13 protein-coding genes are annotated in these 15,116 nt (G+C 55.4%); 4 read left to right on the top strand and 9 right to left on the bottom strand.

Going from position 1 to position 15,116, the window contains the following annotated elements; genetic code table 11:
- The first annotated feature begins 25 nt into the window (after positions 1 to 25).
- Entirely contained in the window at positions 26 to 178 is a 153-nt protein-coding gene (locus tag DFR37_RS23065) for a hypothetical protein (RefSeq protein ID WP_170139949.1), read from the top strand.
- A 15-nt stretch (positions 179 to 193) separates the two neighbouring features.
- On the opposite strand, the gene DFR37_RS17975 is transcribed toward DFR37_RS23065, so the two are convergent.
- A complete protein-coding gene (locus DFR37_RS17975) occupies positions 194 to 463 on the bottom strand; it encodes an EexN family lipoprotein (RefSeq protein ID WP_113934564.1) in 270 nt (89 codons plus the stop codon).
- Positions 463 to 1,395 (bottom strand): LysR family transcriptional regulator, encoded by a 933-nt coding sequence (locus DFR37_RS17980; RefSeq protein WP_113934565.1) that lies wholly within the window; start codon positions 1,393 to 1,395, stop codon positions 463 to 465. The genes DFR37_RS17975 and DFR37_RS17980 overlap by 1 nt, the downstream gene beginning before the upstream one ends.
- A gap of 363 nt (positions 1,396 to 1,758) precedes the next feature.
- Between DFR37_RS17980 and DFR37_RS17985 the strand changes: the two genes are divergently transcribed.
- From DFR37_RS17985 to DFR37_RS17995, 3 genes are all read left to right on the top strand, one after another.
- Complete coding sequence (locus DFR37_RS17985) at positions 1,759 to 4,104, top strand: heavy metal translocating P-type ATPase (RefSeq protein WP_113934566.1); 2,346 nt, start codon at positions 1,759 to 1,761, stop codon at positions 4,102 to 4,104.
- 154 nt (positions 4,105 to 4,258) lie between these two features.
- On the top strand, positions 4,259 to 4,744 hold the full coding sequence (locus DFR37_RS17990; protein ID WP_113934567.1) for a hypothetical protein: 486 nt from the start codon (positions 4,259 to 4,261) through the stop codon (positions 4,742 to 4,744).
- Between the two features lie 49 nt (positions 4,745 to 4,793).
- On the top strand, positions 4,794 to 7,019 hold the full coding sequence (locus DFR37_RS17995) for a DUF3141 domain-containing protein (protein ID WP_108621405.1): 2,226 nt from the start codon (positions 4,794 to 4,796) through the stop codon (positions 7,017 to 7,019).
- A gap of 229 nt (positions 7,020 to 7,248) precedes the next feature.
- On the opposite strand, the gene DFR37_RS18000 is transcribed toward DFR37_RS17995, so the two are convergent.
- The 7 genes from DFR37_RS18000 to dsbD form a co-directional block, all read right to left on the bottom strand.
- Positions 7,249 to 7,965, bottom strand: a complete 717-nt coding sequence (locus DFR37_RS18000; RefSeq protein ID WP_113934568.1) for a M23 family metallopeptidase — start codon at positions 7,963 to 7,965, stop codon at positions 7,249 to 7,251.
- A 132-nt stretch (positions 7,966 to 8,097) separates the two neighbouring features.
- Positions 8,098 to 8,514, bottom strand: coding sequence for a DUF411 domain-containing protein (locus DFR37_RS18005; protein WP_113934569.1), 417 nt, complete (start codon positions 8,512 to 8,514; stop codon positions 8,098 to 8,100).
- 51 nt (positions 8,515 to 8,565) lie between these two features.
- Positions 8,566 to 9,039: a c-type cytochrome gene (locus DFR37_RS18010; protein ID WP_113934570.1), complete on the bottom strand. Its 474-nt coding sequence runs from the start codon at positions 9,037 to 9,039 to the stop codon at positions 8,566 to 8,568.
- Between the two features lie 12 nt (positions 9,040 to 9,051).
- Positions 9,052 to 9,561 carry a cupredoxin domain-containing protein gene (locus DFR37_RS18015; protein WP_108621409.1) on the bottom strand — a complete coding sequence of 170 codons (510 nt, stop codon included), beginning with the start codon at positions 9,559 to 9,561 and terminating at the stop codon, positions 9,052 to 9,054.
- A 66-nt stretch (positions 9,562 to 9,627) separates the two neighbouring features.
- The gene (locus DFR37_RS18020) at positions 9,628 to 10,764 is read right to left on the bottom strand and encodes a copper resistance protein B (RefSeq protein ID WP_170139950.1); all 1,137 of its coding nucleotides are present in this window, start codon (positions 10,762 to 10,764) and stop codon (positions 9,628 to 9,630) included.
- Positions 10,761 to 12,605 carry a copper resistance system multicopper oxidase gene (locus tag DFR37_RS18025; RefSeq protein WP_113934608.1) on the bottom strand — a complete coding sequence of 615 codons (1,845 nt, stop codon included), beginning with the start codon at positions 12,603 to 12,605 and terminating at the stop codon, positions 10,761 to 10,763. The genes DFR37_RS18020 and DFR37_RS18025 overlap by 4 nt, the downstream gene beginning before the upstream one ends.
- A 196-nt stretch (positions 12,606 to 12,801) precedes the next feature.
- On the bottom strand, positions 12,802 to 14,760 hold the full coding sequence (gene dsbD / locus DFR37_RS18030; protein ID WP_242341905.1) for a protein-disulfide reductase DsbD: 1,959 nt from the start codon (positions 14,758 to 14,760) through the stop codon (positions 12,802 to 12,804).
- Positions 14,761 to 15,116 lie beyond the last annotated feature (356 nt).

Raw genomic sequence — 15,116 nt, forward strand, 5'->3', positions numbered from 1 at the left:
TAGCGGCACACGGATGTGCCTGCCTATGAGCATCGGTGCCAGGTCAGTGCCGGTCAAAGACCGTTATCAGGACAATGCTGATGAAAAAAACATCAATTCATGGAGGGGCGCACACGAAGAAAACGCCGCAGGCGCGGGCGCGTTGCGGCGTGTCAATAAAGAAAAACAGGATTTGTAGGGAAATGCCGACGAATCAGAACTTGGGTGGCGTATCCGATGGGGTGTAAGGCACGGTGCCGTCACCGTAGAAGCGTTTGCGCGTGGCTTCAGCTACGCGGTCGCACAGCACATCGCCAAGATTGGCCCGATCCGTTTTACATTGCGCACGCAACTCTTTGAGCCGTTCGGGGGCAGCGGCCAGTTCCTCGACAGTAGGGATGTCTGGCTTGGGAGCAGGCGCTTCAGATGGACCGCAACCGGCCAACCCGGCTACCAAAACCAATAACAGCGATATTTTGCGCATCATACCTCCGAGGGATCGGGTTGACGGTAATCGGGTGAGTCTGTACCCGTCCACTTCAATGTTTCCACACGTCCGATGAATCGTTCCATAGCTTCGGACAGATTTTCATTGCGATGCACCAGATAAGTTGTAAGCGTGGCCGCTTTGCCAGCCAGGGGACGCGCCACGACGCCACGGTCACCGCATACAAGCATATGCGAAGCGCCAGCCAATCCCAGGGCATACCCTGCCGCCACCAGCGTCACCATCATGTCGAACGAGCTTACCCGCTCCAGTATTAGCGGCTCCTGATCGGTCTGGTGCAAAATACGATCTATCTGCCGCGTAAAACCCTCACATATCGTCGTGTGCCCTAGAACCAAGGGATAACGCAGTAACTCCCGCAAAGGCACCCGGCTATGGTTCAACAGAGGGTGGCGCTCAGGCAGGACAACCCGCAGCGGGTCATGCCAGACGGGGCGTGCCAACAGTACATCACCCACGTCGCCCACTTGATTAAGGCCCACGTCATACAGGTCATCGTGCAAACCCCGGAACTGTTCCGAGAACGGCATCTCAAACATGCGCACCTCAACCTCCGGTTCCTGCTCCCGGCAACGGGCCAGCAATGCCGGCAGGCACGGGGACGGCAAGGCGTCCGACAAGGCAATACGCAACTGACGATGATAGCCGTTTGCTACCGCCTGTGTACTGTCCCTGGCCTGCTGCACCATTGGCAGAATGCGTCGCACATGCAGCAGAAACTCATGGCCGGCACGGGTTAAGCGCGTACTGCGGGTTGTACGCACAAACAGTTTCGCCCCAAGATCTTCCTCTAGCTCCTTAATCGTCCGCGACAACGGCGACTGTTCAATATGTAGTCGCTCGGCGGCACGTGCGAAATGCAGTTCTTCTGCAACTGCAAGAAAACAACGAAGGTGGCGGAGTTCCATCGAGCCTCGCTTCAGAACTTAGGCGCCTAAGGACGGCATTTAGCGAAAACGCTAGTATTAGAAACAAAAAATGCTGCCGTGTACCATTAGCACATCCTCTAACAGGAAAAGTCACAGTCGCCCCCTCTCGCATTTATCGGCAAAACCGCTTCCGATATAGATGACGAGTACTACTGATTGATGTGATTTCCTTGCAAATTACCAGAAGATAATTCCTTTACATAAAGATTACACAAATGTAATGGACTAGTAATCAGAATGTCAGGGGAAAGAGACCCGACTATGGCATGATGAAATTGCATAAGCTTGATCCCTGGACGCTGCGTTCCATAATTTCATCTCGCAACAGAAGGCATTGGCATCATGAGCAATAAAAATCTGTCTCCCGAACACGAGCACAACGATGCGCATCCGCCCAGTCACAACGCTGCCCTTACAGATCCCGTGTGTGGTATGCAAGTGTCAAAAGACTCGCCCTATCACGTCGAATACAAGCGAAGGCACTTTCATTTTTGTAGTGCCAAATGCATGGGCACATTCAATAAAGCACCAGAACAGTTTCTGACGCCCGCATCGGGCCGAGACGATAAAGACCTTGAACAGAGCGTTGCACCGGGAACTATATATACATGTCCCATGCATCCTGAAATTCGCCAGAATCGTCCGGGCAGTTGCCCCAAATGCGGCATGGCGCTTGAGCCGTTACTGCCTAGTCTCGATGACGATAACCCGGAGCTCAGGGATTTCTCGCGTAGATTCTGGTGGACGTTGCCCTTCACCATTATCGTTACGGTTCTCGCCATGTTCGGACCACAACTCGGGTGGTTCAGCATGTCGGCACAAACATGGATCGAACTGGTGCTATCGACACCCGTTGTGCTCTGGGCCGGCCAACCTTTCTTCATTCGCGGTTGGCAGTCGGTTATCAACCGCAGCCCCAACATGTGGACGCTCATTGGCCTCGGAACGGCAGCTGCATACGTCTATAGCGTTGTGGCCACGGTGACACCCGACGTCTTCCCAGACACCTTCATGTCCATGGGACGGATTGCCGTCTACTTTGAAGCGGCGGTCGTCATCATCTCGTTGACGCTGTTTGGTCAGATTCTTGAGCTGCGGGCGCGCTCGCAAACGTCGGCGGCCATCAAGTCGCTGCTTGGCCTGGCACCCAAGACGGCACGGCGCATCAACGCCGATGGCTCCGAAGAAGATGTGCCGTTGACCCATGTCCACGAGGGTGATCGCCTTCGCGTGCGGCCCGGCGAGAAAGTACCGGTTGACGGCACTGTCGAAGAGGGCAGCAGCTCGCTGGACGAGTCGATGCTGACGGGTGAACCGCTGCCCGTAAGCAAACGCCCCGGTGACAAGGTGATCGGCGCGACAATGAACACTTCCGGCTCACTCGTGATCCGCGCCGAAAAAGTGGGCTCGGCGACGGTTCTTTCGCAAATCGTTCAACTTGTGGCACAAGCCCAGCGCTCGCGGGCGCCTATGCAACGGATGGCCGACGTCGTTGCCGGCTACTTCGTGGTAGCGGTGGTCATCATCGCAGTCGCCACATTGATCACTTGGGGCCTGATCGGGCCGCAACCAAGTTGGGTGTACGGCTTGATCAACGCGGTTGCCGTGCTGATCATCGCTTGCCCATGTGCACTGGGGTTGGCTACACCCATGTCCATCATGGTGGCGACAGGACGCGGTGCTACACAGGGTGTGCTGTTTCGTGATGCGGCAGCCATCGAGAATTTCCGCAAGGTCGATACCCTGATCGTCGACAAAACAGGCACTTTGACCGAAGGCCGCCCGACGTTCGAACAAGCAGTGCCAGCGAATGAAGCAACTGCAGATGAAGTGCTGCACTTGGCGGCCAGCCTGGATCAAGGCAGCGAACATCCGCTTGCTCACGCCATTGTCCAGGCTGCACATGAGCGCGGCTTAACACTCAGTGCGGTTGAAGATTTCGAATCGGGTAGCGGCATTGGCGTTCGCGGCCACGTTGATGGAAAGCGGCTCGTCCTGGGTAACACCGCCTTGATGCAACAAGAAGGTGTTGATGTCTCAGTCATGACGCAAACGGCGGAGCAATTGCGCGCAAAGGGCGCGAGCGTCATGTTCCTGGCCGCAGAGGGAAAATTGACAGGTCTGCTGGCGGTCTCCGACCCAATCAAGCAAAGCACGCCACAGGCAGTACGCGATCTTCAGCACGCCGGCATTCGGGTCATCATGGCAACTGGCGACGGCATCGCTACAGCCCACTCCGTTGCCAAGCAGCTGGGCATTGATGAAGTACACGGAGAAGTAAAGCCGGCCGACAAGCTGGACTTGGTGACCAGGCTTCAGGCCGAAGGACGCGTCGTCGCCATGGCGGGAGACGGCATTAACGATGCACCGGCATTGGCGAAAGCCGATGTGGGCATTGCAATGGGCACCGGCACCGATGTAGCGATGAACAGCGCCCAAGTGACTTTGGTCAAGGGCGACTTGCGCGGCATTTCAATCGCCCGTGATCTGTCCGAGAAAACGATTGCGAACATGAAGCAAAATCTAGGTTTCGCGTTCGTCTACAACGCGCTCGGCGTACCGTTGGCCGCCGGCGTGCTCTATCCCCTCACGGGGCTGCTACTTTCGCCAATGTTTGCGGCACTGGCAATGAGTTTGAGTTCAGCGTCGGTGGTCTTCAACGCACTAAGACTGCGCAAGTCCGTCTGACCACCAGTCGCGACGGTGCCAACACTTGAATAATGCTTGAGCGTCGCAGACATTGCTGTTTTGTAATGTCCGCGACATCGTTTCGACAGTTCCTCCTCAGTATAGTGAATGCAATGACCATGCTCGTGGTCACTTTCACATAAGGAGCGTCATCATGAGAAGGATCCGTTTAGTTGCGTCCACCATTATTCTGAGTTCGGCCAGCGCGCTGTCGTGGGCTCAAACGACGGACGGGCATAACGCACACCACCCAGCGGGAGCAGGCAACAATGAAACTTCGGTTTCTGAAAAATCGATAGTGGCAGATCCGGCGCTTCTGAAGCAGAAAATGGATACCCATATGAAGGCCATGCACGCCTTTCATGAAAATATTCAGAAAGCCACACCTGAAGAACGTAGTGCCCTCATGTCCGAGCACCTCGATTTGATGAAAGAAGGCATGCAGCTAATGGGTATGGCATCGGCTGGCATGCATGGTACGGGAATGATGGGAAACGCTCACTCTCAAGCTGAGAAAAGCCCGTCGGCAGCACCGTCCGGCGCAGATCACGAGATGATGCTGAAGCGGATGGACATGATGCAGGCCATGATGCAAATGATGATGGACAGAATGCCCGCAGCAACCACTACTTCCCCATAATCGCGGCTTTCTGTTAACAAACTGCGCTGGCGCACGGGAGGGAGCCAATATGAACGCGGAAACACGGAACAACTCGCAGGGTAAAGGCCGCGACACGGCCAAGCCAAAAACCGATACTGCCAAACTGCCACACCTTGCTACTCTGGCAGAGTATGCAGTTGACACCTGGCAACGCGGTATCCTTTACGCAGACGTCATACGCCAACGCGGCAACCAGTATCAAGCGCATCTGGCTGAGCGCGTTCCAAATGTTCTGAATTTCCTTTCCGAAGTGGTGATGTCCGGCAAAGACTTGCCCCGCCCAGTGAACTATTGGCTGGTACGGATAGTGCCGCCTCACGACAAGCCGGCAGATCATATGAAACGACCCTTCGTCGTGATTGATCCTCGCGCTGGCCACGGTCCGGGCATCGGAGGCTTCAAAGTCGATAGCGAGATCGGCGTGATAATAGACGCTGGTCACCCTTGCTATTTCATTGGCTTTCTGCCCGACCCCATAGAGGGGCAAACGATCGAAGACGTGATGCAGGCCGAAGCGGCCTTCCTTGAAAGAATAATTGAATTGCACCCGTGCCCAGAAGGCAAGCCAGCCGTCATTGGCAATTGCCAAGCCGGATGGCAAATTCTGATGACCGCGTCCATTCGACCAGAGCTGTTCGGACCGATCATTGTCGCCGGAGCACCGCTTTCCTACTGGGCGGGCTGGCGCGGCCGTGACCCCATGCGCTATACCGCCGGGCTGCTTGGTGGCAGCTGGCTAACTGCAATGTCTAGCGACATGGGCGCCGGCCGCTTCGACGGCGCGTGGTTGGTGCAAAACTTCGAGAATCTCAATCCAGCCAATACGCTCTGGAACAAGCAACACCATCTGTACGCAAACGTCGACACAGAGGCGCCTCGCTACCTGGACTTCGAGAAATACTGGGGTGGATACGTCTACCTCAATGATGTTGAAATGCAGTACATCGTTGACAATCTTTTCATCGGCAACCGTCTCGCCACCGCTGAGCTGCATACCTCGGATGGTGTACGCATCGATCTACGCAACATTCGCTCGCCGATCGTAGTCTTCTGCTCCTATGGTGACAACATCACACCGCCACCACAGGCTTTAGGTTGGATTACTGACTTATACGGTGACGATGAAGACGTATTAACCCACGACCAAACCATTATCTATGCCACGCATGAGAGCGTCGGCCATCTGGGCATATTCGTGTCCGGCGCGGTCAGCCGTAAAGAACATCACAAATTCACTACCAATATTGACTTGATCGACGTGTTACCCGCAGGCATATATCGCGCAACGATCACAGAGCCCGCACAGAGAAATGTTGTGGCACCTATCAATAACTTTGAGCTATCAATTGAGCCAACTAATGTGGCCAGTGTGCGTGAGATTGTTCAGCCGGATCCAGAGAGCGACCGGCGCTTCAACGCTGTGGCGCAACTCTCGAAGATAAATTTAGGGCTGTACCGCCAATTTTTGCAACCATGGGTACGTCACACATTTACGCCGCAGGCGGCGCAGTGGTTACAGGCCATGCATCCGTTGAGGGTCTCTTACGAATGGTGGTCGGACCACAATCCGTTGGCACCACAAATTGCTGAAGCAGCAATCAAAGTTCGCGAGCAGCGCGTAACGATTGATGAGGACAATCCTTTTCTCCAGATGCAGCGGATTGTGTCGAAAGCCATTACCCAGACGCTCGACCAGTGGCGAGATATGCGGGATTCGGGCTATGAGCGGGCTTTTGAATGGATTTACGACTCGCCCTGGATGCGCATTCTCGCTGGACAGACAGGTAGTGATGAGCCAGCCCGCGCGGTGCCTTGCACTTCAGTTGATCACGATACCTTGGTTCAGCAGAAGCTCGCAAAGCTACGTGCCGAGCTCGCCGAAGGCGGCGCGGTCGAGGCAGGCATCCGAGCCCTGATTTATATTCACCGCTTTTGTAGTTCGATCGATGAGCGGCGCGCGAACCTGATGCTCGAACTACATCAGCCAGACTGCCACCGTGGCTTTGACATGGCTTCTTTCCGTCATACGGTGCGCCGCCAAGCCAACATCATGCGGCTTGACGAGGTGGCCGCAATTGTGACCCTTCCCCAGTTGCTGGCCCGTGACAATCCAGCCCGCATCCGAGAGATCGCGTACGCTATCGAGCGTACACGCGACTTTGCGCCGCTGTCCGCAGCAGAAGAGTCAGGTCTGTCGCAGATGTTGAAAGTTTTCGAAGTTGCTGCCGATAGCCCCGCTTTGAGGCTACCTTAGAGCTGGTAAGAACTCACCGCGCCTGCCCGAGAAGCGTGGAATAAAACTCAGTAGTACCCTGTCACTCGGCTACAACGCGCTCGGCATACCGCTTGCAACAGGAGTGCTGTACCCGTTCACCGGGCTTTTGCTTTCGCCAATATTTTCGGCACTGGCAATGAGTTTGGGGTCAGCGGCAGTGGTCTTCAACACCCTCCGGCTACGAACATCGGTATGAATTGAACGAGTGTTAATCCTTGCCGACTAACACTCGTTCAATGGGTGGAAATTCCGCCTGCGTAAGCAACAACTGTCGCTGAACGTCTGTGCCGTAAATCGGATCATTGCCAGCGTACAGCTGGTTTGCACTTGACGGGTCGATCGGTTCATTGTTCAGCCAAACCTCGTAGTGTAAATGGTTGCCAGTGGCTGTTCCGGTCGCACCCACATAGCCGACCGTCTCTCCCTGAGGAACCACCGATCCCTTCTTCAGATTTCGGGCGAATCGACTCTGATGCGCGTAAAGCGTTGAGAAACCCGCCGAGTGTTCAATGATGACAACCTTTCCGTAACCGTTCTTGCGGCCAACAAACGCTACAGTACCGTCAGCGGCTGCTCGGATCGGTGTTCCTTTGGGGGCCGAATAATCGATGCCATCGTGATGCTTCTGTTTGCTTTGAGCGGGATGAAAGCGCAACCCAAAGGGAGAACTGACCTTGGCCTTCGCCGCACTAATTGGCTCAGAGAAAAACGCTTCACGCAACTTCTCTAGTCTGGGCGTTTTGGCAATCGTGCCTGATACAGCGGGAAGCTTAAACTGTTCAGCAATAATGGAGAAACTCGATGCCTCTGCCTTTACGTTGAAGACGGCAAGTGAAGCCATCGAAAAGACGATCATGCCGACAATTCGAAACGAGTTTTTCAGTTTATACCCAGGAATAAAGGATGAAACTTTACGCTGCGGCATAATTCAAATGTTTCTCTTAAAGATACTTTTTTGCCTGCGGCTCCTATACCGCAAGCTGGCGAAGGGAGAGAACGGTCAGCCTTTTTCTACTGAAAAAACGACATCCGCCACAGACCCCGTATCGGGCGACACCTAATCTCTGGAGAAAGGCTTGCCGGCGAAGTCAACCGTAACAAGGTTTCCATCAAGCTCGCCCATCCCTGGCGCATTCAAAGGCATGCCTGGTGCCGAAACACCTCTCACTGATGAGTCTGCCAACAGCTTGTTCACCGCGCTCACCGGCACATGACCCTCGATAATCTGACCTGTACCCTCGACTACGGCGGTGTGGCATGAACTTAGCGTCATGGGTACGCCCAGCTTCTGCTTGATTGAAACCATACTACCCGTCTTGATGGCGTTGACTTCAAAGCCGGCATCACGCATATGATCGACCCAGCCGGAGCAACACCCACAATTCGGATCCTGGTAAACGGTAATGGCATTCCCAGCGGCGTGGGAAAACGAAGTTGCGGTCATGAGGGCGACCGCAGCAAACAAAACTCGCATAAAAAACTCCATATAAAACTAGCGTCGGACGCAGGGCGACGGCCGCTAGCGCTATTGGCGCCGCTGCAACGTCACTTCTTTTTGTGCCTGCAGCACTTTAGGCGGCCAATCGCTTTTGATATAGGCCAGTACAGCAACGATCTCCTCATCGGTCAGGATTCCCGCATATGCAGGCATGTCGCTCTCATAGCCCGGAGGCGCCGTTTTACCTGGCACCAAGCCATTCTTGACCATATCAAAGAGCATCGCATCCGGGTGGTGCCACGTATGGCCGGTCTTGTCGTGAGGCGGCGCAGGCAGCCTTCCATTGGGAAGGCGCTGGCGCCAATTCGGCTGCCCTTGCAGCGCCTCCCCGTGGCATGCGGCGCAATTATTCGCGTAGATCGCCTTGCCCGTCACCACGAGCATATGATCAGCAGGATCGATAAATGCCGGCCCCGCATCGCGCCCCCCGTAATACAACAAGGCAGCAGCCCCTGCGACCAAGACGCCGACAGCCCCAAGGATGAACCGCTTTTTTGACATATCGGCGCTGTGTTAATCGACCTTTACCTTGCCAACCATCCCGGCCTCCATATGCCCTGGGATCAAGCAAGCAAAATCAACAGTGCCAGCCTGGTCGAACTGCCACACCAAGCCACCAATCTTACCCGGTGCAAGCGTAATCATGTTCGGTTCCGCATGCTTCATCCCTGGCATCTTTTGCATCTCGGCAGCGTGAGCCTTTAAATCGGCAAGCGACCCAATCACCATTTCGTGCGAAATTTTCCCAGTGTTTTTAATGAAGAAACGAACCGTCTCGCCTGCATTAACCTTGATATCACTGGGTGTAAATCGCATGGTATCGTCCATCGTCAGTTCGATCGTGCGAGTCACCTTGGCCGGGTCACCGGGTTGGCCAATAGGGGAAGGTGCATTCGACATTGTGGACATATCATGGCCTGGCATGCCGTGCGAGGGCATGCCATGACCACCGCCATGGTTGCCTGCCGCTAATGCGATGGTGGGTAGCACGCTCAAAGCCAAAATGGATAGGGATTTCTTCATCAAAAGGACTCATTTAAATTGTGTGTGGCAGCGGTTTCCGGCCACCTATGTGAGAAAAAGCCGGCTTCAAAACCGGAAACTCAACCCCGCGACAAAACGGGTTTCTTGCTTGGCTGCGCCTTCTGCACGCGCGTAATCCGCCGTCTTCCCGAATTTGCTGGACCACTCTACGCCAATGTAGGGTACAAACTGACGAGTGACTTCGTACTTTAGGCGCAAGCCCGCCGTGCCGTCCGACAGACCGCTGCCGATACCCCGGCGTTCGTCGTTCTTGCCATAGAAATTAACCTCTACGCTCGGCTGAAGGTAGAGCTTCTGGGTAAGCAAGATGTCGTACTCCGCCTTCAACCCCAAAGCAGTACGTCCACTGGGGCCCACATAAGCGGTGGCGTCTACATCAAACCAGTAAGGCGCAAGCCCTTTAACACCAAATGCCAACCATTCCCGGTTCGGCGCACCGTGGCCATGATCGAAACGCACGCCCAATTCCGTATCCCAAAAGGTTGACACCGCATGACGCCAAAGTAACTGCGTCTTGGATTCCTGCAGTTTGCCACTCGCGATTTCACCCTCTGCCTTGATCACCGCGCGGTTATAGGTGCTGCCATACCATGCTTCGCCCTCATAGGCCGCCCATTCCTCCCCCCGCGCCTTGACGTACTCCAGGCGGTCAAAGTAAACGGAACCAAAGTTATGCGCGTCCGACATAATCAGCGCCTCTGACGGCGGCAAGGCATACTTGCCCGCATTACGCACGTAGCCATCCGAGTAGGCATTCGGATCGCGGGCATCGGGTGGCGCCGATCCGCCTTGCATTTGCATGTCGCCATGGTCCATTTCACCACCGCCCATATCCATTGCTCCCATATCGTGAGCAGGAGCAGTTGGCGCTGTGTTAGCTTGGCCATGGTTCATACCGGGCATGCCATCTGCTGGCTTAGGCGCAGCGGTTGACTTCATTTTCATCGTGTCATGGCCCATGCCAGGCATATTCATTTTGCTGTGAGCCATGCCAGGCATGTTTGCTGCACCGGCAGGAGCCGAGCTGGCCGGCATGGCGGTATGGCTGCTATGAGCATCATGCGCTTGGGCGTTGGCAAAAAGCGGCGTTGCACCGAGCGTTGCGATGGCGACCCCAAGAATACGTTTTCTTATACGAGTATTCACGGCCAGAATTCCCTTTTTCTCGTTTATTGAGTTCATGCCACCACCACTTCGCGAAACATCCCCATATCCATGTGCAACATCAGATGGCAGTGCCAGGCCCATCGTCCGAGAGCGTCGGCTGTCACGAGAAAACTGATACGCTGGGCGGGCTGCACGGGAATCGTGTGGCGACGCGCTTGAAACTGTCCGTCAGGCGTTTCGAGTTCGCTCCACATCCCGTGTAAGTGCATGGGATGCGTCATCATGGTGTCGTTGTGCAAAATGACCCTGACCCGCTCTCCGTAACGAAAATGAACCGGTGTCGATTGACCGAACTCCACGCCATCGAATGACCACGTGTAACGTTCCATATTCCCTGTCAGATGAAGCTCGATTTCACGCTCTGCACCGCGTGGATCCATCGGCCCGCCCATCGTGTGCAAATCCGCCAGCGTGAGGACGCGCCGTCCGCTATTGCGTAAGCCGATACCGGGATCGTCCAGATTGGTGCGCGGCATATCGACCCGCATGTCGGTGCTGGCGCCGTACTCGGTTCGGGCATGACGCACTTGGGTGCTGGCACTGCCTGCGCCCATTGCGCCGTGCCCCGCGCCAGCCATGCTTGCGTGGTTCATCCCTTGCATGTCGCCATGGTTCATTCCGGTCATATTTCCATGGCTCATCCCGGGCATACTGCCATGGCCCATGCCGCTGCCGTGATTCATACCACCCATGGAGGCATGGCCCGCTGCGCCATGACTCATGCCCGCCATGCCGCCGCCCATTGCCCCCATCATGTCAGCCATGTCCAGCCATTGCACGGGGTCTAACGCCGGTACGGGCGCCTCCAGGCCGGCATGCGTGGCTAAGGTGCCGCGCGCATAGCCTGTACGATCCATCGCTTGCGCATAAACTGTGTAAGCATCGTCTTTGGGCTGCACCAATACGTCATAGGTTTCGCCGGGCCCGAAACGGAACTCATCGACGGTGACTGGCTCGATATTGACGCCGTCGGCTTGCACGACCGTTAAGCCAAGGCCTGGAATCCGCACGTCGTAGAAGGTGTTCGCCGCCCCATTGATGAACCGAAGGCGGACGCGCTCGCCAGGCCGAAACAGCCCCGTCCAGTTCCCGGCCGGCGTGGTGCCGTTCATCAGGTAAGTGAGGACATCGGCCGACAGGTCGGCAAGGTCCGTGGGACTCATGCGCATTTCATTCCACATCTTGCGCTTGTCCACGGCCGCTTTCAGTCCCATGTCAGAGACATCTCGGAAGAAATCCACTGCCGTGGGCTGGTTATAGTTGTAATAGTCGCCTTGCATCTTCAGTTTGGCGAGCACTCGCATAGGGTCTTCGTCGGTCCAATCGGACAGCTGAACAACATACTCGCGGTCGGCGCGTATGGGGTCCGTTTCCGCAGGGTCGATGATGATTGCCCCGTAAACGCCGGTGGCTTCCTGCATGCCCGAATGCGAGTGGTACCAATAGGTGCCGTTCTGCTGCACCTTGAAGCGGTAGGTGAAGGTTTCCCCAGGCGGTATGCCCGTAAAGCTGATTCCTGGCACACCGTCCATTTCAAAGGGCAGGATGATGCCGTGCCAATGGATGGAGGTAGCCTCTTTCAGGCGGTTCTTCACCCTGATGGTTACCGTGTCGCCCTCGCGCCACCGTAGGGTCGGTGCAGGAAGCGAGCCATTCACGGTGGTTGCCATGCGGGGACTACCCGTGAAGTTGACGGGGGACTCGCCGATTTCCAGATTAAATTCGGTTCCAGTCAGGAGCTGCGCGGAACCCGTGCTCGTTGGGTTTGACTGCATTCCCAGGGCTCGGGCATAAGGCGACAGGCCAAGAAGCACACCGCCAGCAGCCAACCCTTGAACAAAGCGGCGACGGGGCATAAGTGGTACGGGAATAGCGAGCGTAGTGCGGCGTTTCACGCGAGGCAATCCTTTTGAGGTCAAATTGTGATTTGGGCTTTTTTTAGCGATCCGATGCCTACGCGACGAACCACTTCTTAACTTTAATCAAGTACGGCTGTCTGGCGCGTGACGGCAGAATTACATTTTTGTAATCAAAGAACATTGCGCAGGGCTCTCACAGCGGAATTGCCGTATCCAATGAGCGCAGAAACTTCTTTGCTGACTGAAAGCCGACGACTTGAAAGTCGATTTCCTCGCCCTGCCTGTCGAAGAAGATAATCCCAGGCGGGCCGAAAAGCCCAAAACGCTTGAGCAGCGCTTGATCGGCCGCATTATTGGCCGTCACATCAGCCTTGAGCAAAATGACATCCTTCAGCCTGTCCCTAACTTTCGAATCGGTGAATGTAAATAGCTCCATTTCCTTGCACGACACGCACCAATCCGCCCAGAAGTCCAGCATCACATAGCGGCCATCGGCAGCTTGCAATTGCGCATCAAGCTCAGCAAGACTTGTGATTTTCTGAAACTGAAACGCGCCATCAGAGCCTTCCTGGTCGATTGACGCGCTCGAGCTCACGAAGGCGCTCAAGGGCTGCAGGATGTCGCGGCTCCCCGATAATGCGCCGACAAAAATTGCCAAACCCAGTGTCAAGGCGATTATTCCGACACCCTTTCCAAAGCGAACAGCCCCGGGCGAGGTTGCGGGCAGCGGATCCAGCGCCTTCAAGTACATGGCCGAAATGATGAGCAAAACGGCCCACAAAATCATATGAACGACGGCTGGGACTACCGGGGAAATGAGGTAAATGGCGACAGCGAGCATGGTGACACCAAAGAAATGCTGTACCGATCTCATCCATGGACCCGCTTTGGGCAGCAGTGCCCCTGCTGTCGTCCCAAAAATCAAGAGGGGTACGCCCATCCCTATGGCCATCGTGAATAGAGCTAAACCGCCCAGTACCACATCTTCGGTTTGTCCGATGTAAAGCAATGCCCCCGCAAGCGGCGCTGCAACGCACGGCCCCACGATGACAGCCGAGAGCACTCCCATCAAAAACACGCTTACGACCTTACCTCCGCCCCGGCGATTTGCCGCGCCAGCCAATCGAGTCTGTATGGAGGCAGGTATTTGCAACTGGTAAAATCCGAACATCGAAAGCGCGAGCAGCACAAAGACGGCTGCAAAGCTTCCCAGAACCCACGGGTTTTGCAGATACGCCGCCAACATGGTACCGGCCATGCCGGCCGCCACGCCGGCCAGGGCGTATGTCACTGCCATTGCTAAGACGTACACCAGTGACAGGCCGAATGCATGCCGACGGCTAAGCTTGTCACCCTGACCAATAATCATGCCGGACAGGATGGGAATCATGGGCAGCATGCAGGGGGTAAAAGCTAGAACCAGGCCAAAACCGAAGAATGCCGCGAGCAGCGCCCAAGTGTTGCCTTGCGCGAACAGGTCCCGCACCAAACTTGTGTCAGAAACCGACTTCCTGGCAGCTTGATTGGGCGCCGTACCACTTTCGTCAATCGACTGTTGCTCAACAGCAGGCTGAATCGAAACTACGGGCGCAGCCGAATTTGCCAGCGAAATCGTGAGGGTTTGCTCCATTGGCGGATAGCAAACCCCTGTTGGATCGTTACAACCCTGGAAAGATGCGCGCAAACGCACCAACTCCGGTTTATCACTTGCCTGGCGATTCAACGTGATCAGGGCCTCTATCGAATCGTAATAAACCTCGACCGGCCCGAACGTGGGATCATCCTTGAGCTTTCCTTTCGGCAGCGATACGTCCGCAATCGTCACATCTTGCGAATTCTCAATATGGAATGCAATACGATCACGGTATAGATAATAACCTTGGGCAGCTGTTAATGTGGCAACCAAGGTGTCCCGATTCTGAGCAGAAACGGCCACCTGAAACGCTTCTTCCGGCGGTAGCAACTCTTGCTCTTTAGGTGCGCCGCCGAACAATCCCCGAAGAGAACCCAATACACCGCCTGATGAAGCGGCGGCCAAGGCTGGAGCAACCGATGCTGCTGGAACGGAGCCAACGGCATATGCGTGGCTAAAACCAGTTAGCCCAGCCAGTAGCAACGTAAGCGCCGCTACGATTAAACGAACTGCTTTCACCAGCTACCAACCATACGGGTTAATGGAAACCAATCAATATAGACCGCACATGCTGTCAGTCGCATGACCTAGAGATTACACTTTTGTCATGCGAGGGAGCCTGCAGTGCTTGTAGGCCGCAGCTGTGGTAAGAAACTTCTGAGCATTTTGCGAGATGCAGGCGGGTTCGATACAATGCTGCTGCGATGAAAAAGTTCCTCCTCCTTATTCTGCTGGCCATACTGCCGCTCCAGGCGTCCTGGGGCGTAGTCGGGATTTATTGCCAGCAAGTGGAGCAGGTATGCGTTGGGATCGACTGTGATAACGACAAAGAAGAGTCGTCCATTCCGGCCATAGAGCGTCAAGAATCTGTTACT

Source organism: Eoetvoesiella caeni (assembly GCF_003315175.1).
GTDB classification, from domain to species: Bacteria; Pseudomonadota; Gammaproteobacteria; order Burkholderiales; family Burkholderiaceae_B; genus Eoetvoesia; species Eoetvoesia caeni.